The 26281-nt window shown below is 31.0% G+C and carries 23 protein-coding genes; 8 read left to right on the top strand and 15 right to left on the bottom strand.

Features of this window, described 5'->3' with window-relative positions; all coding sequences use genetic code 11:
• Positions 1–202 precede the first annotated feature (202 nt).
• A complete protein-coding gene (locus WG951_RS12250; protein WP_105049532.1) occupies positions 203–2638 on the bottom strand; it encodes a TonB-dependent receptor in 2436 nt (811 codons plus the stop codon).
• A gap of 956 nt (positions 2639–3594) precedes the next feature.
• On the opposite strand from WG951_RS12250, the gene WG951_RS12255 reads away from it, so the two are divergent.
• Together WG951_RS12255 and WG951_RS12260 are read left to right on the top strand one after the other, a co-directional pair.
• Positions 3595–3945 (top strand): ISAon1 family transposase N-terminal region protein, encoded by a 351-nt coding sequence (locus WG951_RS12255; protein WP_158838929.1) that lies wholly within the window; start codon positions 3595–3597, stop codon positions 3943–3945.
• The gene (locus WG951_RS12260) at positions 3932–4921 is read left to right on the top strand and encodes an ISAon1 family transposase (protein ID WP_340916159.1); all 990 of its coding nucleotides are present in this window, start codon (positions 3932–3934) and stop codon (positions 4919–4921) included. Before WG951_RS12255 ends, WG951_RS12260 begins: the two co-directional genes overlap by 14 nt.
• On the opposite strand, the gene WG951_RS12265 is transcribed toward WG951_RS12260, so the two are convergent.
• From WG951_RS12265 to WG951_RS12290, 6 genes are all read right to left on the bottom strand, one after another.
• Positions 4892–5227: a peptide chain release factor-like protein gene (locus WG951_RS12265; protein WP_340914329.1), complete on the bottom strand. Its 336-nt coding sequence runs from the start codon at positions 5225–5227 to the stop codon at positions 4892–4894. The two genes, WG951_RS12260 and WG951_RS12265, sit on opposite strands and share 30 nt — an antisense overlap.
• 142 nt (positions 5228–5369) lie before the next feature.
• Entirely contained in the window at positions 5370–6029 is a 660-nt protein-coding gene (locus tag WG951_RS12270) for an AAA family ATPase (protein ID WP_105049530.1), read from the bottom strand.
• Positions 5990–6622, bottom strand: a complete 633-nt coding sequence (gene pnuC, locus WG951_RS12275; protein ID WP_105049529.1) for a nicotinamide riboside transporter PnuC — start codon at positions 6620–6622, stop codon at positions 5990–5992. Before pnuC ends, WG951_RS12270 begins: the two co-directional genes overlap by 40 nt.
• A 214-nt stretch (positions 6623–6836) precedes the next feature.
• Positions 6837–7586: a geranylgeranylglyceryl/heptaprenylglyceryl phosphate synthase gene (locus WG951_RS12280; protein ID WP_105049528.1), complete on the bottom strand. Its 750-nt coding sequence runs from the start codon at positions 7584–7586 to the stop codon at positions 6837–6839.
• 101 nt (positions 7587–7687) lie between these two features.
• Entirely contained in the window at positions 7688–8161 is a 474-nt protein-coding gene (locus WG951_RS12285; RefSeq protein ID WP_105049527.1) for a hypothetical protein, read from the bottom strand.
• 24 nt (positions 8162–8185) lie between these two features.
• Positions 8186–8812: a 4'-phosphopantetheinyl transferase family protein gene (locus WG951_RS12290; protein ID WP_105049526.1), complete on the bottom strand. Its 627-nt coding sequence runs from the start codon at positions 8810–8812 to the stop codon at positions 8186–8188.
• Positions 8813–8875: 63 nt separating this feature from the next.
• Here WG951_RS12290 and ahcY point away from each other — a divergent pair, with 63 nt between their 5' ends.
• The 3 genes from ahcY (at position 8876) to WG951_RS12305 (ending at position 12459) form a co-directional block, all read left to right on the top strand.
• Positions 8876–10189: an adenosylhomocysteinase gene (gene ahcY / locus WG951_RS12295; RefSeq protein ID WP_105049525.1), complete on the top strand. Its 1314-nt coding sequence runs from the start codon at positions 8876–8878 to the stop codon at positions 10187–10189.
• Positions 10190–10687: 498 nt separating this feature from the next.
• The gene (locus WG951_RS12300; RefSeq protein ID WP_105049524.1) at positions 10688–11494 is read left to right on the top strand and encodes a DNA/RNA non-specific endonuclease; all 807 of its coding nucleotides are present in this window, start codon (positions 10688–10690) and stop codon (positions 11492–11494) included.
• Between the two features lie 122 nt (positions 11495–11616).
• A complete protein-coding gene (locus WG951_RS12305) occupies positions 11617–12459 on the top strand; it encodes a DMT family transporter (protein WP_245893528.1) in 843 nt (280 codons plus the stop codon).
• A gap of 4 nt (positions 12460–12463) precedes the next feature.
• On the opposite strand, the gene WG951_RS12310 is transcribed toward WG951_RS12305, so the two are convergent.
• The 7 genes from WG951_RS12310 to WG951_RS12340 all read right to left on the bottom strand — a co-directional run bounded on the left by WG951_RS12310 (position 12464) and on the right by WG951_RS12340 (position 22169).
• Positions 12464–13999, bottom strand: coding sequence for a YifB family Mg chelatase-like AAA ATPase (locus tag WG951_RS12310; protein ID WP_105049523.1), 1536 nt, complete (start codon positions 13997–13999; stop codon positions 12464–12466).
• A 455-nt stretch (positions 14000–14454) separates the two neighbouring features.
• The gene (locus WG951_RS12315; protein ID WP_105049522.1) at positions 14455–17034 is read right to left on the bottom strand and encodes a phosphoenolpyruvate carboxylase; all 2580 of its coding nucleotides are present in this window, start codon (positions 17032–17034) and stop codon (positions 14455–14457) included.
• Positions 17035–17221: 187 nt separating this feature from the next.
• Positions 17222–18532: a tRNA lysidine(34) synthetase TilS gene (gene tilS, locus WG951_RS12320; RefSeq protein WP_105049521.1), complete on the bottom strand. Its 1311-nt coding sequence runs from the start codon at positions 18530–18532 to the stop codon at positions 17222–17224.
• Between the two features lie 42 nt (positions 18533–18574).
• Positions 18575–19036 carry a type II secretion system protein GspG gene (locus WG951_RS12325; protein WP_105049520.1) on the bottom strand — a complete coding sequence of 154 codons (462 nt, stop codon included), beginning with the start codon at positions 19034–19036 and terminating at the stop codon, positions 18575–18577.
• Entirely contained in the window at positions 19037–19270 is a 234-nt protein-coding gene (locus tag WG951_RS12330) for a hypothetical protein (protein WP_105049519.1), read from the bottom strand.
• Between the two features lie 354 nt (positions 19271–19624).
• The gene (locus WG951_RS12335; RefSeq protein WP_105049518.1) at positions 19625–20926 is read right to left on the bottom strand and encodes an anthranilate synthase component I family protein; all 1302 of its coding nucleotides are present in this window, start codon (positions 20924–20926) and stop codon (positions 19625–19627) included.
• Positions 20927–20948: 22 nt separating this feature from the next.
• Positions 20949–22169: a hypothetical protein gene (locus WG951_RS12340; RefSeq protein ID WP_105049517.1), complete on the bottom strand. Its 1221-nt coding sequence runs from the start codon at positions 22167–22169 to the stop codon at positions 20949–20951.
• Between the two features lie 150 nt (positions 22170–22319).
• Here WG951_RS12340 and WG951_RS12345 point away from each other — a divergent pair, with 150 nt between their 5' ends.
• On the top strand, positions 22320–22928 hold the full coding sequence (locus tag WG951_RS12345; RefSeq protein WP_105049516.1) for a DUF4230 domain-containing protein: 609 nt from the start codon (positions 22320–22322) through the stop codon (positions 22926–22928).
• Between the two features lie 97 nt (positions 22929–23025).
• Here the strand turns inward: WG951_RS12345 and lpdA are convergent, their stop codons facing one another.
• Positions 23026–24426, bottom strand: coding sequence for a dihydrolipoyl dehydrogenase (lpdA, locus tag WG951_RS12350; protein WP_105049515.1), 1401 nt, complete (start codon positions 24424–24426; stop codon positions 23026–23028).
• A 135-nt stretch (positions 24427–24561) separates the two neighbouring features.
• Between lpdA and WG951_RS12355 the strand changes: the two genes are divergently transcribed.
• On the top strand, positions 24562–25035 hold the full coding sequence (locus WG951_RS12355; protein ID WP_105049514.1) for a heme-binding domain-containing protein: 474 nt from the start codon (positions 24562–24564) through the stop codon (positions 25033–25035).
• The gene (locus WG951_RS12360; protein WP_105049513.1) at positions 25036–26274 is read left to right on the top strand and encodes a glycosyltransferase family 4 protein; all 1239 of its coding nucleotides are present in this window, start codon (positions 25036–25038) and stop codon (positions 26272–26274) included. It begins immediately after the preceding gene.
• Positions 26275–26281 lie beyond the last annotated feature (7 nt).

Here is a 26281-nt window from a genome sequence, read left to right on the forward strand (position 1 = left end):
AGCAGCGGTAATCGATTTATCAGTATGATTTTTTGTACTACAAAAATCTAGACTATAAATGCTCGTATTATTTTTGATGTAAAAGAAAGAATTTCTCATGAATCTACAATATACGAAAAAACGAGCTATTTTCAATAGAAAATGCTCGTTTTATTTGTTTTTAGACTATTTTTAATCAAAAATGATTAAAAAGTGAAGTTTTTTAAAACTTTAAAGTAGCCCCAATTAAGAAGTTTCTAGTGGCTTGTGGGTAATAACCTGCACCATCTAAAGTTGTAATTTCGATTGGATCAGACCAAGTATCATCATAGGTGTAATAATAACCTCTGTCTACGTATTCTGTGTTAAAAACATTATTTATTAATGCAGAAAACACAATAGATTTAAAAATCTTGTTTGGGTTTATTTCATAAACAATATTTAAGTCAGAAGTAAAATAATCGTTTAAAACATCATTGTCAGAAATTTTACTACTAAAATTACTCATAAATTGTTTACCAACATATTTCGATAAAAATGAAATCTGTAAGTTCTCTATAGGTTTGTATATAAACATGTTTCCTGCAACAATTTCCGGAGAAAAAGATAAGTCTGTGTTTCCTAAGCTTTCTGGTGTATCAACGCCGTCTCTTGTTATAAAAAAGTCTTTGTTTTTGTTAGAACTAAATGTAGCATTTGGTTTTATAGAAAACTGATCACTTATAGTAATGTCTGCATCAATTTCTAAACCTAAACGATAACTGTTACCAGAAGTTGCTCTTACTGGCGCACCAACATCATCTAAAGCACCTGTTAAAACCAACTGATTTTTATAATCCATATAATAGATGTTGGTATTTAATTTAACGCTTTCCTTTTTTAAACGCCATCCAAATTCTAAATCATTTAAAGTTTCGTGTGTGGTAACTCCGCCTTCAAAATCGTTTCTATTAGGCTCTCTATTTGCTACCGCAAAAGAAGTATATAAGTTATTATCGTCATTAATCTTATAAGTTAATCCAACCTTTGGGTTAAAGAAATTAAAATTAGCATCAACATCAATATTTTTTCTTTTAGAAGTAATTCCTTTTGTTTGGTAACCAACAAAACGTCCTTGTAAATCTGCATAACCAGACAATTTCTCACTAATATCAAAAGTAGCTTTTGCAAAGATTGAAAAGTCTGTTTTCTTTGCATCAGAAAAATAATAACGATCTCTAATGTTTGCTGTATTAGAAAATGATTTTGCCCAAATAACTTCACCAAAATGATTTCCAGAATAGTTGGAATACGAAATTCCAGAAATTAAATTTAGTTTATCAGTTTTGTAATTGGTATTAAAATTTACTACGTAAAAATCATTTTGTAACCAACGTCTTACAATGGCATCAGTAATAGGAATCATTGTTGTAGTTCCATCTTGATTGTATTGGGTATCAAAATCTGTACTTTCTAAAATTCCATTATAATTATCAAAATCAGCAACACCATCTTCATCCGGATCACTAAATACTTCTGTCTCAGCTTTAAATTGCTCGAAAAAACCAGCACCTTTTGTGTAGTTTAAACCTAAGGTTGTAGACCAATTTTCATTCAATTTTTCATTCCAATGTAATTGATAATGGTTTTGGTCGTAATCATCTACTTCATTCTCGTACGTATACGGGTTCTGTCTTCTATCTTCCTTTAATTGATCTGCTGTTAAACCTTCCCAAGCTTGGTAGGTAACTTCTTTACCACCAAAAGTAATCGCTTTTATCAACGTGTTTTCATCCGTATAACTTGCTTGTAAGTAGTAAGATTTTAAATTGGCAGAAGCTCTATCTACATAACCATCAGAATTAATGTTAGACAAACGTCCTGCAACTTCAAAATGCTCATTAATCTTACCAGTACTAAATTTTACAGTATGTTTTCTAGTTCCGTAAGAACCAAAAGAGTTCGATATTTCTGCAGAAGCCTCTTCAGAAACCGCATCTGTTAAAATATTTAAACTCGCACCAAAAGCACCAGAACCATTTGTTGATGTACCAACACCACGTTGTAATTGTAAATTCTGAGTAGAAGAAGCAAAATCGCTTAAATTTACCCAAAAAGAACCATGACTTTCGGCATCGTTATACGGAATTCCGTTTACCGTAACATTAATTCGCTCTCCGTTAGAACCACGCACGCTCATGTAGGTGTAACCAACACCTGCACCTGCATCACTAGAAGAAACCACAGACGGCATATAGTTTAGTAGAATAGGAATATCTTGACCTAAATTACGTTTTGCAATTTCTTTTTTAGAAAGGTTAGAGAACGTAACAGGTACATCTGCATTTACTCTTACTGCAGAAACCAAAACTTCTTCTAAAACAGTAGCATTTGGTACTAAAGAAAACGCAATTGTATCATTTTTGGTTAAAGAAACTGTTTTAGAAACAGTTTTATAACCTATAAAAGAAACCTGAATGGTATAATCTCCTTTAAGAAGACTTACACTAAACTTTCCATCAAAATCTGTTGAGGTTCCTTTTTTAGTTTCTTTTACTAAAATAGTTGCTCCTGGTAAAGAATCATTGTTTTCATCTACTACTTTTCCGTTAAGAGTAAATGTCTGGGCGTTTACAAGAATGCTTGTAAACAAGAATAAAAAAAAAGTAATTTTTTTCATTTTAAAAATTTTAAAACGAATAAAAAGAGGTAATTATTCTTGTGATTTATGTTGAATAATTAATTACTGTCATTACGAGGAGTTTACAATGTGGTAATCTCTTCAATAAGAAAGATTGCTTCAGAAAAAAATCTTCGCAATGACATTTGATATTTCCTAAACAGCATTACCTGTTCTAGGTTCAATGGGTATGATCTCAGCTTTAATAAATTCAAAGTTTTAGATTTAAAGTTCAAAATTACTGTGAACTGAAAACTGCTACTGGTAACTTATTTTAGCACCCCTTTATGAGAACGGCGCAAAATTAAGTCAGTTTTTTGACATAGAGAATAACAAAAGCACTTTTTTTAGAAGCTATTTCCTGCTTTCACTACTCGCTTTTTTTACAGTCTGTTCTCGATACAAATTTTTCATTCTTCAAAATTCACTCGAACTGTCAGTAAAAAAGAGCTCAAACAGATAGCCTGTCTTGAGCATTGTCGAAAGGTTCAATCAGGGCTAAGCCTGTTTGTTAGCTTTTGGTTTTAGGTAGATTTTAATTTCTGTCATTGCGAAGTTTACTTTTTTGTAAACTGTGGCAATCTCATTCTTATACCAAACGAATTTAATCGGTTATTTTGATGCTTATTTGGTATTATAAAAAGATTGCTTCGTACCTCGCAATAACGCATTTTAAAAAGTAATAATACATATGTCATTCCGAATGAGTCGTTTGACGATTGAGGAATCTTAAGTTAAAAAATGGAATTTTTAATCTAAACCAGGTTTCTTTCTCAATGTTTTTTTAACCGAATTTCTTTTTTTCTTTTCGGCATTTTTTCGAACAGAAGATTTGCTCGGTTTTGTAGGTCTTCTTTTTTTCGGACGAATTAAATTTACCCGTAATAATGGATCAACACAAAAAGTTGTGGAGTAAATTAAAAAGCATGAACTTTGCTTTCTAATAAACCTCTATTTTGGATACTTCAATTGAACTAACAAAACTATTATTACCAGAAATTCTTGTTGACTATTTTAAACTAACGAAACACGAAGTTAAAAATGGAGAACTTCATTTCCATTTCACAGAATTAAATACAATTCCAGAAGAATTTAAAGCACTTAAATTAAGTTCTAAAGGTTTCTTTCCTGAAGCTACTATTCAAGATTTCCCAATTCGAGGTAAAAACGTTTTTCTACACGTTATTAGACGACGTTGGGTTGAAGAAAATTCTAAAAAAGTAGTTACTAGAGATTGGCAATTAGTAGCAAAAGGTACTAGAATAACTAGTGAATTTGCTGCTTTTTTAAAAGATATCAGTCAGTAATAACGCTACTAGCACTACTACTGTAGCTAATTTCTACGGCGTAAACCCTAGAAGTTTACAAAGACAGTATAAAGATTATTTAAGTGATTTTAAAGCTTGGGATCAACAGAAGCACGCAACAGACTGGTTATTGTTTGCAAAGAATTTTGGGACTCACTTATCACTTGATGAAACTGCCTTTTCTAACGGTGATTTATATACCATAATAACAAATAAATTAGCTAAAGGAAAGAAAGGCGCAATAGTAGCCATGATCAAAGGAACTAAAGCTGAAGTTGTCATAAAAATACTTCATAAAATTCCTTTAAAACATAGGAAGAAAGTTATGGAAGTAACCTTAGATATGGCGGGAAATATGGGGCTTATAGTCAAGAAATCCTTTCCAAACGCTGCCTTAGTAATAGATCGTTTTCATGTGCAAAAATTAGCATTAGATGCACTGCAAGAAATAAGAATTAAACATCGATGGGAAGCGATTGATACTGAGAATGATGCCATTGAAAACGCCAGAAGTAAATCTTTAAAATACACCCCAAAACTATTACCTAATGGAGATACACTTAAACAACTATTAGCTAGAAGCAGATATCTATTATATAAGTCCAGCAGTAAATGGACTAAAAATCAAGCCATAAGAGCAGAAATACTGTTTGAAAAATATCCTGATATAGAGAAAGCATACAAGTTATGCCAAAATCTATCTTGGATATTCAATAACACTACAGATAAAACATCAGCACTTATAAGACTTGCTAAATGGGATGAAAAAGTAAGACAAGCACAGTTTAAAAGCTTCAACACGATAGCTAGAACGATGTCCATACATTATAAAAATATCTTAAACTATTTTGATAACCGAAGTACTAATGCTTCTGCGGAATCATTCAATGCTAAAATTAAAGCCTTTAGAACTCAGTTTAGAGGCGTCAGAAATGTCGATTTTTTCTTATATAGACTTACTACTATTTTTGCCTAATCCTAAAATCCCACAACTTTTTGACTTGATCCGTAATAATTCTAAAAAACGTTTAATAGCTACTTCTTTATTTCTGTGCTGAGAGCGAGATTCATCACAAAATAAAATTAAGGTGTTTTCTTTAGTAAGTTTATTTGAAAGCTTTGTTTTTAAAAGTGTTTTTTCGTTATCAGAAAGAGAAAGAGAATTTTCTAAATCGAAAGTTAACTCAATCTTAGAAGACACTTTATTTACATGCTGCCCACCAGCACCAGAACTTCTAATGCCTTTAAAACTGAGTTCTTTTAAGATGTTTTCTTTGTTCATTTGTTCTAAAAATAAAGGCTATAAAAAGTAAAATAGTAGCGTTTTTAGATAAATATTCGATAGTTTTATCACTTATCACTTATCACTTATCACTTATCACTTATCACTTATCACTTATCACTTATCACTGTTCTCTACTATTTCAATACTCAAACGGAGTGCCAAAATCACCCGTATTTTGATGTAGAAAGTGCATGTCTACATCTTGTAAAGAATCAGAAAAAGAATGTAAATTTTCTTTATCAGCAATTATTTTATCTATAGCTGCTGTAGCATTTTTTAAACGCGTTTCTTTATCGCCTTTTAATAAAATATAAGGTCTGTTATGGTCTATTAAAGATTTTTCAAAAGCATTAAACATTTCTAAACGTAGCTCTGGTCTGTCTCGTAAATCATCTTCTTCCCAAGGCGTATCTATATATGTTAACAAATACAAGTCGTATGTGTTTTCATCTGCCGCTTCGTCTAGTCTTTCATCTACAAAACCACCGTAAAACTCTTCGGAATATACTTTGGTTTCTAATAAATCGGTATCACAAATTAAAATTTTATCAGCCTTTTTAGCCAACGTATTTTCTAACTTCATTTGCCCGATTGCAATAGGTAATAAATCATCTTTTTCGCAAGTTTTACGCTCGTTGTTCCATTTTTCTTGTAAATATTCGCGTGCAAATTCTGGCGCCCAAACCGTATTATAATAACGTGCTAAATGACGAGAAAGTGTTGTTTTACCAGAAGATTCAGGTCCGAATAAAACAACTTTTACGATGTTAATTGGGTCTTGTTTAAGTTCCTTTTCCATGCTAAATAACCAAATATTGCTATAAAAGTAAATATTAAATACTGAAAACTAGTAAAAGTAAACCCTTTATAGAAATAAAGGGGAGCAGAAATGATGTCTCCAATAATCCAATACACCCAGTTTTCTATTTTTCGTTTTGCCATTAACCACATACCTACAAAGAAAATTGCGGTTGTAAGGGTGTCTACATAGGCAGTCCAACTTGTCCATTTTTCAAAATAAGTATACACTGCATACACAAAAATAAGTGTTGCTATAAAAATAACAATACTCAGTTTTTTTTCCTTTAATGTTGTTCTGCTTATTGGCGTTTCATGCTCTCCATCACTTTTATACGTCCAAATATACCAACCATAAACACTCATTATAAAGTAGTAAGCGTTTATCATCATATCACCTAAAAGTTCCCATTTATAAAGAAGATATACAAAAATTAGAGTACTAATCATTCCTGTAGGAAACACCCAAATTTTATTCTGTTTAGAATACCAAACCGATAAAAAGCCAAAGATTACCGCAATAATTTCTAAAACAATATCTGTGGTTTCATACGTTTTGTATTGTCCAAAAAGGAAATCGATAATTTCTGACATTTAATTTTATTTGAAGTTGTAAATGTAATCTTTTCAGTTTTTATTAGTAAAGACAAAAGTATAATTCATTTATAACTATTTAAAAAACACACAACTACTGTCATTTCGACCTTTTGGGAGAAATCACATAAGGCTTGGTTGGTGTTGTGTTATCACTGTTATGAGATTTCTCCTCGCTTCGCAATGACAAACTGTGGAGAAATATTATAGCGTATTATTTTTTAAGTTGATTAAAAAAAGCTTCATCATTTTCGAAAGCAGTTCCAATAACCACTAGGTCTGCGCCAGCATTAAAAGCATTTTCTAATTGTTTTTTACTTCTAATTCCGCCACCAACAATTAAAGGAATCGATAAGTTATTTTTTACAACAGTGATAATATTTGTGGCCACAGGCACTTTGGCGCCGGAACCGGCTTCTAAATAAATCAATTTTTTGCCAGAAAACTCGCCAGCTAAAGCCGTGTTTAAAATCAGTTCTGTATTTTCTTGTGCAATTGGTTTTGTGTTGCTTACTTTTTGAGTAGCCGTTTCTTTTTGTCCGTCAATTAAAATATACCCCGTAGAAATAATTTCTAAATTAGAATCCTTTAAAAAAGGAATACTTTTTATCTGTTGTTCTATCAAATATTCCGGATTTCTACCAGAAAGCAAACTTAGAAATAGAATTCCGTCTGCTTGTTGTGTAATTTGTTTTACATCACCAGGAAAAAGAACAACAGGCAATTGAGTTTCTTTTTTAATAGCAGCAACCACATTTTCGGTTAGGTTATTTATATCTGTACTGCCACCAACAAAAATATGTGTAGCAATAGATTGATGCACTTTTTCAAAAAAAGCAGTAATGTTGTTTAAGTCGATTTTTTCAGGATCTATTAAAACAGCCAATAATTTTTTGCCCTCTTTTTTTGCTAATAAAATGTTTTGATAAATATTCACAACTGCGAAAATACGAATTTTTGTCATCCTGCAAGGTTTCAAAAACCTTGTAGGTTTTTATTTTTGATGTGTTCTCGATATAATTTAGATAAAAAAATCAAAATCACTCGAACTGATATTACGTTTTCTCAGCTATGATTATTAGATGGTGTCACACCGAGTGATTTACCTAATTGTTTTGAAATCTCAACAAGCTCATTAGACATAAACTTTTTTAAGGCAACAGTTCTAATCAACCAAATTATTAAAATAGGTGTTGTGATCAGAAAGAGTGAGAGTAGAAGAGAGGCATTCCATATTTTCCAGGTAATAAGTATGCCGAATGTCCATAAAATCATCCAAAAAAGGAATTGTTTTTTTAGATTCATCATAAATACTATAGAAGTATCGCTTACAGTAAAACATCCAGAATCCTTAAAATTCAATTGTTTATGAGTAACTTCTCTATGGTTAGCAGAAGTATAATTATATAATTTTCTAATATTTAATCTCGAATTAGAAACCCTTGTAGTTTTATAATTCTTAGATAATTGCAATTCGATGATGGAAAAAATAGCATCGTCAGATACATCTCTTGGTTTATCTATTTGTTTTTTCATCATTCTTTAATATTTTTAGATCGCTTTTTAAAAAGCGTACACACACGTAAAACCTTCAAACTCTAAAAACTCAATATGATAGGAGGTAGTTTTACCATCATATCTAATTTCTCCAGTGGTTTTTGCGTCTTTAAAATCAAAATCTTCAATATAAATATTTTCTAAAAAGCGTAATTTTTTCTTACCGTATATTTTATATAAACTCTCTTTTCCTCCCCAAACAATGGTTAGTTTACTTATTAAAGCATCGTGGTTTGCAATGGTTACGTACTCTTTAACGTGTGTAAATTTGTGTGCAATTTTCAGAATTTTATCACGTTGCATTTCAATATCAATCCCAACATGTAAATTATCAGAAATTATCAACCCAGAAAAAGTGAAGGAATGTGTTATAGAAATAAACTTTCCATCTTTTAAGTGTGGTTTTCCAAATTCATCATAAACCAAATCCGAATCAGAATAACCAGCTTCTTTTAATAAATGTCTCACACTTAAAAAACCTCTTTGGTGTAAGTCAGATTTCATTCCGTCTAAACGAGCTTGACTTTTATCCGTAAGTAAAACGTTTGTATTTAATTGATTAAATGATTCTTCGATTTTCCAAATGAATACTTTAGTGTTTTTGTTAATCGTTAAACTTTTGTAAAGAGGCATACTTTTTTAAAATGGATGTCGTAACTTTGCAGTTCGAAAAATTAGAATATAAATATACATAATATGAGCACTAAATTAGCTTACGTACCAAATAAAGTTAAAGATATTTCTTTAGCAGCTTGGGGAAGAAAAGAAATTTTATTGGCAGAGGCAGAAATGCCAGGATTAATGTCTTTAAGAGAAGAGTACAAAAACGAGCAACCTTTAAAAGGAGCTAGAATTGCAGGTTGTCTTCACATGACAATTCAAACAGCAGTTTTAATAGAAACTTTACAAGCTTTAGGTGCAGAAGTTACTTGGAGTTCTTGTAATATTTTTTCTACTCAAGATCAGGCAGCAGCAGCAATTGCAGCAGCAGGAACAGCAGTTTATGCTTGGAAAGGTTTAACAGAAGAAGAGTTTGACTGGTGTATAGAACAAACTTTATTCTTTGGAGAAGACAGAAAACCATTAAACTTAATTTTAGATGATGGTGGAGATTTAACCAATATGGTTTTAGATAAATATCCAGAATTAGCTGCAGGAATCAATGGTTTATCAGAAGAAACTACAACAGGAGTTCATAGATTGTACGAAAGAGTAAAAGCAGGAACTTTACCAATGCCAGCAATTAACGTAAACGATTCTGTTACAAAATCTAAATTCGATAATAAATACGGTTGTAAAGAATCTGCAGTAGATGCAATTCGTAGAGCAACAGATATTATGTTAGCCGGTAAACGTGTAACTGTTTGTGGTTATGGAGATGTTGGTAAAGGAACAGCAGCTTCTTTTAAAGGAGCAGGTTCTATTGTAACGGTTACAGAGATCGATCCTATTTGTGCTTTACAAGCTGCAATGGACGGTTTTGAAGTAAAACGTTTAGAAACTGTTGTTGGTAATTCAGACATTATTATTACAACTACAGGAAACAAAGATATTATTCAAGGGCGTCATTTTGAGGCTATGAAAGACAAGGTTATTGTATGTAACATTGGTCACTTTGATAATGAAATTGACATGGCTTGGTTAAACAAAAACCATGGTCATACAAAAGATACGATCAAACCACAGGTTGATAGATATAACATCAACGGAAAAGATATTATTTTATTAGCAGAAGGTCGTTTAGTAAACTTAGGTTGTGCAACAGGTCACCCAAGTTTTGTAATGTCTAACTCATTTACAAACCAAACTTTAGCGCAAATAGAACTTTGGACAAACAGAGATGCTTACGAGAATGAAGTATATATGTTACCAAAACATTTAGATGAAAAAGTAGCAAAATTACACCTTGCAAAAATAGGAGTAGAGCTTACAGAATTAAGACCAGAACAAGCGTCTTATATTGGTGTAACAGTAGAAGGTCCTTATAAGCCAGAACACTATAGATACTAAATAGTTGTTAGTTTTTGGTTGTTAGTTATTAGTAACAACTAAAATTTATAAACTATTTGTCATTCCGAAATGAGCCTTTTTAGGTGATTGAGGAATCTCATAAATACAAAACCCTTTCATTAATTTGAAAGGGTTTTTCTTTGCTTATTTTTTTTATTTTTTCACTCCTGTCATTCCTAAATGAGCCTTTTTTAGGTGATTGAGGAATCTCATAAGAATTTATAACCTCACTTTTTTGGGCGTTTTAACAGGCTATCACTACTCGCTTTTTTTATGAAAAATAAAAAAGAGCTCAAACAGACCGTTCTATCCTTAACGCGGAGTTTTAGGATTAAAAAAAGAATACTAGTTTAAAGAACAGTTCTTAGTAATCCTATTGTCATTTTCTCTTTCTGTCATTCCGAAATGAGCTTTTTGGGCGATTGAGGAATCTCATATAATTTATGAAGTGGATTAACTTTATCTTTATTCATACCTTTACAACTTAAAATAATCACCTTGAAAAAAAAACAAGTACTATCCATAATAGCCATTATCATTTTAGTAGCTGTTTTAGGTTCTGAAGAACTGTTAGATGCTCAAAAAGAAAATGTTGTAATAGAAGCTGGTAAAACACCAAAAGCAACTACCAATCAATATTTTTTGCCAACAAGTACAACCAACCAAGTGGTGCATCATCAAAATTATTCGTTATCCTATAGCGAAAAACACGAACAAGCAGAGTGGGTTGCGTATGAGTTAAAAGCATCCGATTTAAGTAGTACAAATTACAAAAGACCTTATTTTGAAATTGACAACGCTGTAAAAACCAAAGCCGCACATTGGCGTAATTATAAAAAATCTGGTTATGATAAAGGGCATTTATGTCCTGCAGCAGACAGACGTTTTTCTAAAGCTGCACACGACGAAACTTTTTTAACAAGTAATATCAGTCCGCAAGAACATCAATTTAATGCAGGAGTCTGGAATCGTCTAGAACAGAAAGTGCGTTATTGGGCAAAGAAAAACGATGGTGTATTTGTAATTACAGGAGGCGTTTTAGAAAATAATTTAAAAACAATTGGTAGTGAAGCTGTTTCTGTACCAAATCAATTTTATAAAGTAATCTTAGATAAAACAAACGGAAAAATTAAAATGTTGGCGTTTTTAATGCCTCATAGAGAATCGAATTTACCATTGTATAAATTTGTGGTTTCGGTAGATAAAATTGAAGCTTTAACGGGTATCGATTTCTTTAAAGAATTAGACGATTCTATAGAAAATAAGTTAGAAAGCTCCAGTAGTTATAAAAATTGGAGTTTTTAATTTAAAAAACATTCAAATTCTATTATTTCTAAAGCTAAGGTTCTATACAAACTAAAGTAGTTTTCTTTATTTTAATGTTATTTTTGTACGCTTATAATAAAAATAGTACAAACTACTTCTTTATGAAAAGCTCAACAGCCATTTTTTACATGATTTTTAGTGTCATTGCATTTTCTCTAATGAATGCAGTTGTAAAATATTTAAATGATTTTAGTGCCTATCAAATTGTATTTTTTAGATCTATTGGAACATTATTTTTTACAATGCCATTAATTTTAAAGGCTAAAATTCCTATTCTAGGTACGCATAAAAAATTATTATTTATTAGGGGGCTTGCAGGTGTAATTTCATTAACCTGTTTCTTTCAATCTTTAAATTATTTAGCGGTTGGTACTGCCGTTTCATTACGATATACATCACCAATTTTTGCAGCTATTCTTGCTTTTATATTCTTAAAAGAAAAAATAAAACCAATACAATGGTTTTTGTTTTTACTCTCATTTTCTGGGGTTTTAATCATTAAAGGTTTTGGGGTAGATGTAGATTCTATAGGAATAATTTTTGTACTATTATCTGCAATTTCTTTAGGGGTTATTTTTGTGGTCATTCGTAAAATTGGCGATAAAGAAAATCCATTAGTAATTATCAATTACTTTATGGTAATGGCTTTTGTTTTTGGAGGTATTATGTCTATCAATCATTGGAGAAACCCAAGTTTAATAGAATGGTTGTTGCTACTAAGTTTAGGTGTTTTTGGTTATGTTGGTCAATTATACATGACCAAAGCATTACAATCTCACGAGACAAATGTAATTGCACCTTTAAAGTATTTAGAAGTTATTTTTATGATTGCTATTGGTGCATTTTGGTTCGGAGAAATTTATAATCTTTGGACCTTGTTAGGTGTCTTTTTAATTATGTTTGGTTTGCTCTATAATATTTATATTAAGAATAAAAAAAGTTAATAATTTACCCCAACCAACCATCTCTATCTAAGCTTCTATATTGTATTGCCTCTGCAATATGATCTGGAGAAATGTCTTTAGAATTTGCTAAATCTGCTATGGTTCTAGATACTTTTAAAATTCGGTCATAAGCTCTGGCAGAAAGGTTTAATTTTTCCATAGCGGTTTTTAAAAGTGTTTTACTTTCTTCGGATAATTTACAAAACTCACGAATCTGTTTTACACTCATTTGTGCATTATAATGTATGTTTTCAAAGTCTTTAAATCGTTCAGACTGTATTTCTCTAGAGGCAGTAACTCGTTTTCTGATATCTACACTAGATTCACCCTTGCGTTCTTCAGATAGTTTTGCAAACGGAACCGGAGTTACTTCTATATGAATGTCTATTCTATCTAATAAGGGGCCAGATACTTTGCTTAAATAACGTTGCATTTCTTGTGGAGAAGATGTCATTGGGCTATTTGGGTCGTTAAAAAAACCACTCGGACTCGGGTTCATACTTGCTACCAACATAAAACTACTTGGGTAGGTAACTGTAAATTTTGCTCTAGAAATAGTAACTTCCCTATCTTCTAAAGGTTGACGCATAACTTCTAAAACATCTCTTTTAAATTCTGGTAATTCATCTAAAAATAAAACCCCATTATGCGATAAAGAAATCTCGCCAGGTTTTGGGTATTGTCCACCGCCGACCAAAGCTACGTTTGAAATTGTGTGATGTGGGCTTCTAAAAGGACGTTGGTATAGCAAACCTTCTTTTTTTATCTTACCTACCACAGAATGAATCTTTGTAGTTTCTAATGCTTCATGCAACGTCATTGGTGGTAAAATTGAAGGCAATCTTTTTGCCAACATTGTTTTTCCTGATCCTGGTGGACCAATTAAAATAATATTATGTCCGCCTGCAGCGGCAATTTCCATGCATCGTTTTATAGATTCTTGTCCTTTAACGTCAGAAAAATCGAATTCTGGGAAATCTATGTTTTTATAAAATTCAGCTCTTGTATCAACAATGGTTGGTTCAATTTTTTGATCCTCATTAAAATGATGGATAACTTCTAAAATATTTTCTACTCCTAAAACTTCTAAATCATCTACAATGGCAGCTTCTTTAGCGTTTTCCTTCGGTAGAATTAAATATTTATAACCTTCTTCTCTTGCTTTTATGGCAATTGGTAACGCCCCTCTTATGGGCTGTAAGCTTCCGTCTAAAGAAAGTTCACCCATAATAATGTATTCATCAATATGTTCTGATTTTATTTGTGCTGATGCAGCTAAAATTCCAACAGCTAAAGTTAGATCATAAGATGCACCTTCTTTCCGAATATCGGCGGGAGCCATGTTGATAATAATTTTCTTACCTGGAAGTTTGTAGTTATTGTTGTTGAGTGCAGCAGAAATTCGATAAGAACTCTCACGAACTGCATTATCTGGCAAACCAACTAAATGGTAACCTATTCCTTTATCAATATTTACTTCAACGGTAATTGTAGTTGCTTCGATACCAAAAACGGCAGAACCATAGACTTTAACAAGCATTTTTTTCTTTAAAGATAAAAAAAATTAATTAATGGCCGGTTGTTTAAAGTTACATGAATCCCATCGAGTAGGGTCGTGTTTTTGTAAAATCCTTTTAAAAGGTTTTCATCTCTATAACTTTTATAGTCATCATAAATAAATAGCGTAGCTTTTGTACTTAGGTTTTTATCAGAAAGTAAAAATTGGCTATTGTCAATTTCTTCAAAAGAAACTGTGGTAAACTTATAATTATTTTTGAGATTTAAATTTTTCTTAATGGATGAATAAGAAGAGGTCTGATTTGTTTTAACTCCAAAAGTAGAAGTGTAAATACTAATTGGAATAAAATTATTGTTGGTAGTTTTCTGTTGTGAAAAACAAAAACTACCAACAAATAAAGTTAAAAGTAAAGAAGCGTATTAATAGTACGTAATTTTACTTTATAAATGTACTGTAATTATTTGATAAACAAAATTTTAAGCAGAATTTCTACTTGCATTAATGTTACCAAATAAAGAACGCATTACCATTTTTTCATATACTTCTATATCTTCTGCGCTTCCGCCATTTTTTTGAAGTTCTTGAATTTTCTTTAAAGCAAACTGTTGTATGGTTAATAAAGGCAATACAATTTGTTCTCTAACTTCAATAGATGCTTTTCCTACAGGGAAATTCTCCATTAATTCTTTATGACCAGTTAACTTTAAAAGTAGTCGTTTTGTGGTTTCGTATTCTGTAAAAATTAAGGTCCAGAATTCTCCAAACTCTTCATCTTCTGCCATATAAGAAGTTAAGCCAAAGAAAGATTTGGTTAAACTCATCATACTATTTTCTAACAAAGTTCTAAAGAAGTCAGATGCGTTATAGAATTCAATAATTTCATCAAATCTACCAGCGTCTTCATATTTTTTTAATGCAGTTCCTACTCCAAAGAAACCAGGAACGTTTTGTTTTAACTGGCTCCAGCTACCTACAAAAGGAATGGCTCTAAGTGCAGAAAAGTCAAGTTTGTCAGATCCACCACGTTTACTTGGTCTACTTCCAATATTGGTTTTTGCATAATATTTTAACGTACTCATTTTTTCTAAATACGGTAAAAATTTAGGATGATTTTTAAAGTCTACATAAGTTTGGTAACTTGTAGTGGCCATATCATTTATCAATTCTCTATGGCTATCATTTAATTGATCTTTGGTAAAAACATCATTTTTAATACCAGAACTTATCAATTGCTCTAAGTTGTATTGAGATGAGTTTTGTGTACCAAAGTTAGAACTAATAGTTTGTCCTTGTATGGTTAATTGAATTTCTTTGTCTTCTATTGTTGGGCCTAAAGAAGCATAAAATTGGTGTGTTTTTCCTCCTCCACGAGCAGGTGGTCCTCCACGTCCATCAAAGAAAACTACTTCAATGTCATATTCTCTAGAGATTCTTGTTAAAGCTTCTTTTGCTTTAAAAATACCCCAGTTTGCCATTAAATAACCACCATCTTTTGTTCCATCAGAAAAACCTAACATAATAGTTTGTTTGTGTCCTCTTTTGGCAACATGATGTCTATAAACTTTATTAGAATATAAAGTTCTCATTACGTCTTCTGCATTTTCTAAATCTTCTACCGTTTCAAAAAGTGGAATAACATCTACCGGTAATTCGTTTTCAAAACCACATAAGTTTAGCATTGCAAAGGTTTGCATTACATGTAAAGCACTTTGGTTGTTACTAATTATGTAACGGTTTGCTCCGCGCTCTCCATTTCTTTGCTGAATTTCTTTTAACGCATAAATAGATTCTATGGTTTTAATAGAAGTTTCATCAGTTAAAATACTTGGGTCTATGCTTCCTTTTACAACAGATAAAATTTCAACTTGTTCTTCGTCAGAAAGTCTTAAATAATTTTCAGGGAAGGTAGTGTCTCCTGTCTCTAATAAGTCTTTTACAATTTGTGTAAATGCTTGGTGATGCACTCTACTATCTTGTCTGATGTCTAAAGTTGCAAAGTGAAAACCAAAGATTTTTACTTTGTTGATAACATCATTTAATTCTTCTACAAATAAAGATTGATGCTTATTTACAATGATTTCTTTTGCAGCATATAACTCTTCTAATAAGATTTTTTGAGAAAAATTAACTTTCGTATAACTTCTAACAACATGCTTATAAAGTCTCTTTTCTAATTTCGAAAAGATTTCTTGTACTTCATCAAACGTAAAACGTCTTTTTAAACGTCTAATGTCTCTATAATAGTTTCTTAAAATTGTTTGACGCAGTCTTTCTGCAACATCTAAAGTAATTTTAGTAGTTACAAATGGGTTACCATCTCTATCGCCACCAGGCCAGAAACCTAGTTCTATAATTTCATTTTCTATCGGTTCACCATCATAAATATGTTGTTGAATATAGTTGTAAATTTTAGGAACTGAGTGATAGAATACATGTTCTAAATACCAGATTAAACTTACAGCTTCATCAAAAGGAGATGGCTTTTCTTTTTTATAGAAAGGTGTTTTACCTAACTGAGCTAACAATTTTCTAATTAGTAATAAGTCATCATCTTGTATTGCTTTATCTAAGTCTGTAATAATACCTAAAACAGAACCTGGGTAAAATTGCGTTGGATGCGCTGTTAATACAATACGAACCTTAAAATCTTCTAAGTGCGCTCTTAATTCGTCTTTTTTATTGCTAAGAAATGCAGCTTCTTTAGAGTTTCTAAGCGTTCCAAAACCATCCATATTATTTACAATAGGATATGCGGCATCTTCTACGGCATCAAATAAAACAACTTGACGTTCTATAAATTGAATAAAACGAAAAAGTAAATCTGCTTTTTCTTTTTCTGTAGGTTCGTCTTGATATTTACTAAAAAAATGTTCTACAATTTCTGTAGGGTTTTTTTCTAGTTTAAAACCTTTGTTACAAACTTTATGTAAAAGAGGTAACAAAACCCCAGTATCGTCTATAGTATCAAAAGGTAGCGTTGTGAAAATACTGTTGTAAATTTGATATTTAGACAGTACATTTTCATTAAATCTATCTAGCTTAGGTAAATTGTTCATGTTCTTATGATTTTACGGGATTAAAATTACAAAAAAGAGAAATGATTAAACCTACTTTTTAATGAATAATCCTTGATTTATTTAAGAAAACGATATAAATTTCAACTTTTTTTTATGAAATTATCATTTTCTGTTACTCTGAGTTATTTTTGTTTTTTTTAGGGATAGAAAAACAACATCATTTTTTTTATAAAATAGCTATTTTTAAAACCGATTTTGTTTGTTGAGTGGTTTTAAAACGATTGTCTAAACGATACCCTACTACCCAAATAATATCCTCATTATTATTGCAAAGTAACCATGTATTTTGTTTTTCTAAAAGCGATAATTTTTGGTCTTTAAAATACTTGCTTAATTTCTTTTTCCCGGTCATTCCTGTTGGATAAAAGAAATCGCCATCTTGCCATTTTCTAAGTTTTAAAGGATAGTCTAAACGTTTTTTATCAACATAAATGGTTTGGTTATTTTCTGCTGATTTTTCTATTACGCTTTCAAGTTTTAGATGAATAGGTTCTGTAATTTCTATAGTGTTTTCTTCAATTAAAGATTGATCAACAGTACTCGTAGAAAGTTTTTTAGAAAGGAATAAAAAGTCTCGATCTTTTAATAAAGTATGTGTTTTAGAAAAAATTTGTTTCCCCGATTGTGCAGCAAGTAAATTAGCAACATCATTCCACTCTGTAAAATTATACTCTTTTAAAAGTTGATATAAATACGCTTTCGGGTTCGATAATTTCTCTAGTTTTTCAATATTAATTTTGATGTAATTGTTATCCGTAATAAGTATTTCTAATGCAACTTGTTTAATTCTGTCTTCAATAATTTGCTGACTTTCTTTTAAGTGTTCTGTTGTTTTTGCAAAGGTTTCTAACAAACTAGGATTAATTTCCTTTAAAACAGGGAGTATTTGATGTCTAATTTTGTTTCTAATGTATTTTGTTGATGCATTACTTTTATCTTCTCGCCAAGAAATATTGTTTTCTTTTGCAAACGTTAAAATATCGTTTCTAGAAAATTTTAAAAGCGGACGCACAATGTTTCCATTAATTTCTGGAATGCCTGTTAAACCATCTAAACCAGCACCACGGGTTAAATTGATAAGAAAAGTTTCTAAATGATCATCGGCATGATGTGCTGTTAAGAGATAATCAAATTGATGGTCTTTTATCAATTTATCAAACCAGTCATAACGTAAATTTCTGGCAGCAATTTGTGTAGATTGTTTGTTTTCTTCAGCAAATTCTTTTGTTTTAAATTGAGTAACAAAAGTGTTAAGTTTTAGTTTTTTTCCTAATTCCCTAACAAACGCTTCGTCTAAATCGCTTTCTTTTCCTCTTAAATTAAAGTTGCAATGTGCCAGTGAAATGTTAAATTTTAATGCTGATAACAGATGCGTTAAAACTACAGAGTCAATTCCACCAGAAATGGCGATTAATAATTTCTTGCCTTTTAAAAAAGGAAGATTATGGTTGATGTGGTTAGAGAGTTCTTGTAGCATTATATTTCAAAAATAACACATTTTATATATGTTGATGTTTTTTTAATTAGAAGAATATACAATATCGTCTTTTGTACCTAATTTTCCGTCTCCTCCTAAAGAAATCAGTTGATAATTTTGTCCATCTTTAGATGGAATATACACAAAAGCAGCTTTCCAATTATCTATGATTATATTAGATCTTAAAGGATTGTTTCTAATAATGTCTTTTAACTCTGATGGAAATTTACCAAACTGTTTTTTTTCTGAGGCTAAAAGTTTAGATATTTCTGTCATTCTTTTGGTTGTTTTTTTCTGATTATTATCCTTTAAGATAAAAATAACAACAAGAAAATAAACAGCAAAAAGAACGCTAAATACTATTGCAAATTGTTTTATGTACGGATACAAAACAATGCTTTTGGGCAGGTTATTTTCTTTCTCAAACTTCCGTTGTTTCTTGTATTTAATCCAATATTTAATGTCTAAATAAATATCTAAAAAGAAAGATATTAAATCAGTCATTTATTGTTTATTTAACCACACACGAATGTCTTTTCTAATAGATACTTCTGGTTTTGGTAACGGAATTGTTTTACCAAATTGTTTACTTCGGTTAAATTTAGAAAAGGTAACTTTTAGTGCTTTCCATTCTGCTGGATATAACTTTAAGAACATGTTAAACATATTTTGTTCCGTTGGTTTTTCATCTAAACTATCTAACGTTTTTTGAAAAAGTTCGTCTTGATTTGGTATCATTTGGTAAATGTATTAAGAATTTGTCATTTCGAAATGAGCTTTTTTAAGCGATTGAGAAATCTTATTTTAGTGATGAAATTTCTTTTTTTTAGCTGCGTATTATACTTTTAATCAAAATTACTTTTAATTTTAGTAATATTTGGTCTTTTTTAGTAGAAGTATTGTAAAGAAAAATACAGAACCTTGTACTATGTCATTTCGACGAAGGAGAAATCTCATGTGGCTGATAATGTAAAAAACGATGTAACTTTATGTGATTTCTCTCTTAAGGTCGAAATGACAAATTGAGTGAAAAAAAAGAGGTAAATTCCCTTGATTTTTATTTATGTAGCGCTTATTTAACGAATTTTAATTCTACTTAGAATTCAGTAAAACATACTTCATTGCCTTTGCTTTTAATAAACATTCTTCATACTCTTTTTCTACAACAGATTGTGCTGTTATGGCGCCACCAACAGAATATGAAATGTATTTTTTTTCTTCATTATATAAGATACTTCTTATAATTACATTAAAATCGAAATCATTTTCTGGTGTAAAATAGCCTATCGATCCAGAGTACAAGCCGCGTTTGGTTTCTTCTAAGTTTTCAATAATTTTCATAGCAGAAACTTTAGGTGCTCCGGTCATACTTCCCATTGGGTAGGTACTTTGAATTATGTCTATTGGGTGTGTGTTTTCTTCAACCTCAGAGACCACGGTAGATATTAATTGATGTACTTGCTTAAAAGAATATACTTTACAAAGTTCTTCTACTTTTACGCTTCCTATTTTTGCTGTTTTAGATAGGTCGTTTCTAACCAAGTCTACAATCATTACGTTTTCTGCACGCTCTTTTTCGTCGCGCATTAAATCTAAAGCTAATTGAGCGTCGTCAAACTCACTTACCAACCTTTTAGCAGTGCCTTTAATGGGTTGAGAAATTATTTTTGTGCCTTGTTTTTTAATATATCTTTCTGGTGATGCACACAAGGCAAACTTGTTGTCTAGTTTTAAGAAAGAAGCAAAGGGGGGTTCCGAAATGCGGTTGAGGTGTTTGTAAACTTCCACCGGGTTTATGGTAGCATTTTCTGCATAAAACTCCTGGCAAAAATTAGCTTCATAAATATCTCCTTTATGTATATGTTCTAAAACTTGGCTTACTTTAGCGTGGTATTCATCTTTGTGAATCCTTAGTTTTATCTTTACTTCTGGTTCTTTGTTAGAAAACTCTTGCTTTTTTAATACTTTAATTTCATCAAAATCATCTTCAATTTCATCATCAACCATTCTTAAATAATGAAACTCAACATCGTTTCCTTTAATAAAAATTAGTTTTTTAGGCTGAAAGAAATATAAATCAGGAAAATGTAAACCATCAAAATTATTAGAAGAAAGTCGTTCTACATCATTCTTTAAATCATAAGTCATGTAACCAAAAATATAATCTTTGGTTATAGTTTGGTATTCTTTTAACTTGTTAAAACCTTGATGATAATCTGTTTTAATGGAAGTAAAATCATCTGCTGCCAAAGCACCATCAAAACTAGCGTATTTTTGGTGATAGTTATTAGAATCTAACCAAAGTACGGTTTCAAATTGTTGTGCCCAAGACAATAAATTGTTTTTGAATTCAATAATATTATCAACAGAAAAAGTGCGAATTGTTCTTTGCATATTTGCGTCAAAAATACAAATCTTATTGGTTAGAAAGCGGAATTTTTAAACTGATTCCTGTTTGTAAATCTGGCGAGTTGTTTAAATACAAATCCTCCTTTACATAAATGGTAAAGCTATATTTTTTTCTAGTATAAGTATATAGCCAACTCCAAGCAGATTGGTATTCGTATAATTTTGCGAAACCATTTTGCCAACCAGAATGAATTTCTTGCCAAAGACCTACTAATTGATAATAATCTGCTTCTGCTCTTTTACTAAAGCGAGATTGAATTTGATAATTAACAGATACAGAATGATAATTTTTCTTTCTTGTGTATTTTGTAAACTCAAACATGGCTTCTAAACTTCCTAAATATTTATTGTTTCCTAAGCTTACAAGATTTTCCTTAAAATTAATAGCATTTTTTCTTAAAACGCTTGTACCAAAGGCAGATCTTATTTCTGATTTTTCGTTTAATTTCCATTCTTTTACAATGTTTCCGGAAACACCAATATCAATAGAAGGGTTGTGTTTAGAAGTGTTAACACCTAAATGAGAACCAAAATTAACATGAATATTTCTGTTTTTTAGGTTGATGAAATTTGGGTAGTAAAAATGGTTGAATTCTATTCCTGCAAAAAGAAATTGACCGTCTTTTAATTCTAAAGTATTGCCATTTCTATCTTGGTATTTTACATTTACTTTATTAATACCATAATATTTTCTACCAAAAGGATCTTCACCGCCAGCAACATTGCTATGAAACCACTCAATGGTTTCATCACTTGTAAAAACCGAAAAAGGGTATTTACCTTTGCTAACTAAATAAGAACGGAGTGTAATTCCGAGTTCATGTTTTTTTCCAATTTTGGTAGTGTAATCTACCCTAAAGTTTTTAAAAACGGCATCTACAATAATGTTTTCGTACTCCGCAGGAGTTGTTTGCTGATTTTCATAAAAGTGTCTGTCATACCAAGTTTGCTTACTTAAAGCTTGCCTAGTAGCTTCATCTTTTGGTATGTACATTTCTACAAAAGGATGAAATGTATTTGCGCTTGCATAAGAAAAATTTAAAGTAGCTATTTCTGGTGGTCTAATTTTAAAGTTTTGATTGATTCTTGCCGAAAACATCCCAAAATGATGAATGGGCAATAAACTAGGTTTGTCTATTCCATTTTTAAGCGGAATGTTGTCTGTTTTTTGTGAGAAACAAGTTCCATAAATCAATAGAAAAAAGTAAAGTAGGTGTTTTTTTTTCATGGGATAAAAATAAACTAAAGCTATTTAAAAAAAAAGCTTCTCTACTTTTTAACCCAAAGAGTTTGTTGTAAATATTTTTTTGGCTTCAATTTTGATATTCCTCCTCTTAAATAGTGTTAAAATTTAAGAAAACAATAGTATATTTACAGTATGGAGTTAGTTATTTTAGGGTTAGTTATTGGTTTAGGGATTTCGTATCTTATATCTCAAAAATTCTCTTTATCAAAAAAAAAGAGTTTAACAGAAAAGCAGTCGGTAATTTTATTAGATAAAATAAAGAAGGTATCAAAATTGATTACCGTAGAAGGAGATTTTTCTGAAATTTATCATCATGAAAATACCAAAGAAAATTTTTGGGGATTTACAAGTAAGAAAAAAGCCATTATTTTAATTCACGCAAAAGCACATATTGGCTTCGATTTTAGAAAAATTAAATTAGAAGCTAATACAGAAAAAAAAGAAATTGTGATGTCTGATTTTCCGCAACCAGAAGTGGTTTCTATAGAATGTGATATTAAATTTTATGATTTAAAAAATGGGTATCTTAATAAATTTGATACAGAAGATTTAACAACTCTAAATAAAGAAGCAAAAGAGCATGTATTGGCTAAAATACCAGAAAGTAATTTAATTCGCCTTGCAAATAAAGAAGCTTTAGAAGCAATTCTTTTAATGGAAAACTTAGTAGAAACGATTGGTTGGAAATTAGATTTTACAGCCTTAGAAACAAATGAAGAAATTAAAAAAGTAACAGCCTAACAAATTTAAGTAAGTTAATAGTTGTAAGAGGCTGAAATAAAAAAAAATCTCAAAATAAATGTATTTTGAGATTTTTTTTTAGTGTATTTTTACTGTTTTAAGCGTTTAAAGGTTTTCCGTCCCAAGCAGCTTTTGCAGCTTCTTTTACCGCTTCTGAATATGTTGGGTGACCATGACAAATTCTTGCCAAGTCTTCTGCAGATGCTCTGTATTCCATAGCAACGGCAGCTTCCATAATTAAATCGGCAACACGTGCACCTACCATGTGAACTCCTAATATTTCATCAGTATTCTTATCAGCTAAAACTTTTACAAAACCATCTAAATCTCCACTAGCACGAGATCTACCTAAAGCTCTCATAGAAAATTTACCAACTTTATAATCTGCTTTTGCTGCTTTTAATTCGTCTTCTGTTTTACCAACAGCAGCAACTTCTGGCCATGTATAAACAATACCAGGAATTAAATTATAATCGATATGTGGTTTTTCTCCTGCTAAATATTCTGCAACTACAACACCTTCTTCTTCTGCTTTGTGAGCTAGCATTGCACCAGCAACAACATCACCAATTGCAAAAATATTAGAAATGTTAGTTTGTAAATGTTCGTTGGTGGCAACTTGTCCACGTTCATTAACTTCTACACCAACTTTTTCTAAACCTAAACCTTCTGTATACGCTTTTCTACCAACTGCAACTAAACAATAATCTCCTTTAAACTCTACTTCAACACCTTTTTTATTATTTGCTTTTACAACAACTTCATCACCATTTCTTTCTACAGAAGTAACACCATGACTTACGGCAAACTTAATACCTTGTTTCTTTAAAACTTTTTGTAGTTCTTTAGAAACATCAGCATCCATTGTTGGAGTAATTTTTGGAGCATATTCTACAACAGTGACATCTGCACCCAAACGTTTGTATACCGAACCTAACTCTAAACCAATAACACCACCACCAATTACAACCAAATGTTTTGGAACTTCTGGTAGTTTTAAGGCTTCGGTAGAGGTAATTACGCGCTCTTTATCTAAAGAAATAAACGGTAAAGTAGATGGTTTAGAGCCTGTTGCAATGATAATATTTGTACCTTCAATTATTTCTGAAGAACCATCATTTTTAGTAACTTTAATATGTGTAGCATCTTCAAAAGAACCTAAACCTTCAAAAACATCAATGTTATTTTTGTCCATTAGGTATTTAATTCCGCCTGTAGTTGTTTCTACAATTTTAGCTTTTCTGTCTACCATTTTGCTAAAATCGAAAGTTGGGTTTTCTACGGCAATTCCATGTTCTTCAAAATGATGAATCGCATCATAATAATGATGAGATGAATCTAATAAAGCTTTAGACGGAATACATCCAACATTTGTACATGTTCCTCCTAAAGTTGAGTATTTTTCTATAATTGCTACTTTTTTACCTAATTGAGAAGCTCTAATTCCGGCAATATATCCTCCAGGACCAGAACCAATTACAATAATATCGTATTTCATGAGTGCGTTTATTTTGCGTATAATGTAACCTTTCGGTTTCTTTTTTAATGATAGTTGACAAAAATACGGATATTTTCACAGAATAAAGAGAGATTTTAGTAGTTTTACAGTACTACAAATCTTAAAATTTACCCAATGAAAATTCTAAAGAAAATAGGAATTGCTGTCGTATTCATATTTTTAGTGGCGCAATTTTTTGGCCCAGAAAAAAATGAAGGAGATTTAGCTTCTGTAGAAACCTTTATAGCAGAAACAAATCCGCCAGCAGATGTACAAAAAATATTAGAAACTACTTGTTACGATTGTCATACAGATAAAACGGTATATCCTTGGTATAATACTATTACACCTGTAAATTATTGGTTAGCAGAGCATGTTAAAGACGGTAAGAAACATTTAAATTTTTCTGCATGGAGCACCTATTCCTTAAAAAAGAAAGAACATAAAATGGATGAATTATATGAAGAGGTTGAAGAGAAAAAAATGCCGTTAGATTCTTATACTTGGACGCATGCAGAGGCGAATTTAACACAAGATCAAATTGATGCTGTGGTTGCTTGGGGTAAAAAAGTACAAGCAGAATATAAACAACAATTAAATACAAAATAATTGAGCAATCAATCGGTTTTAATTATTGGGTATGTTTGGGTAGAGCCTAATTCTTCTGCAGCCGGCAGTAGAATGTTACAGCTTATAAAACAGTTTTTACAAGAAGGTTTTAAAATAACGTTTGCTTCTCCGGCTCAAAAAAGCGAGAAAGCAACAAGTTTAAGTTCTTTAGGTGTTGATGAAGTTGCTATAGCATTAAATAATGCTTCTTTTGATGATTTTATAACCGAATTAAACCCAACAATTGTTTTGTTTGATCGTTTTATGATGGAAGAACAATTTGGTTGGCGAGTTGCAGAAAATTGCCCAAATGCAATACGAGTTTTAGATACGGAAGATTTACATTTTTTAAGAAAAACCCGTCATCAGCAATTAAGAAAAGGAGAAGAATTTACAACGGATGCATTATTAAAGTCGGATGATGCTAAAAGAGAAATCGCTTCAATTTTACGTTGTGATATGAGTTTGATTATCTCTTCTTTTGAAATGAATTTATTAAAAAATGTTTTTAAAGTTGATGAAAAAATCTTGTATTATCTCCCTTTTTTATTAGATAAGATTGATGTTCATCAGCAAGAAAAATGGAAAACTTTTGAGGAAAGAGCGCATTTTATTTTTATTGGTAACTTTTTTCACAAACCTAATGTGGATGCTGTTTTAACATTAAAAAATGAGATTTGGAAAGAAATTAGAAAGGTTTTACCAAAAGTAGAGGTTCATATTTATGGAGCGTATGCAAACCAGCAAATAAATCAATTACATAATAAAAAAGAAGGATTTATTATTAAAGGCTTTGCAGAAGAAGCTAAAGAGGTTGTTAAAAACGCAAGGGTTGTGTTAGCGCCTCTTCGTTTTGGAGCAGGTATAAAAGGAAAGTTAACGGAAGCTATGATTTGTGGTACGCCAAGTGTTACAACAGAAATTGGCGCAGAAGGAATGCACAACACATTACTTTGGAACGGTTTTATAGAATCTGATTACTCTAAATTTTCAGAAAAAGCAGTTCAATTATATACTGATGAAAAACTTTGGAAAGCATCTCAAAAAAACGGAATTGAAATCATCAATCAAATCTATGATAAAGAGAGGTTAGGAGTGCTTTTTATCAACCAAATAAAAGAAATTCAAGAAAATTTAGATCAACATAGAACTCATAATTTTTTAGGAAGTTTGTTGCAGTATCAAACGTTACAAGCTACAAAATATATGAGTAAATGGATAGAAGTGAAAAATGCGTAGCATTTTG

Origin of the sequence: Polaribacter butkevichii, assembly GCF_038024105.1 — a bacterium.
Taxonomy (GTDB): Bacteria; Bacteroidota; Bacteroidia; order Flavobacteriales; family Flavobacteriaceae; genus Polaribacter; species Polaribacter butkevichii.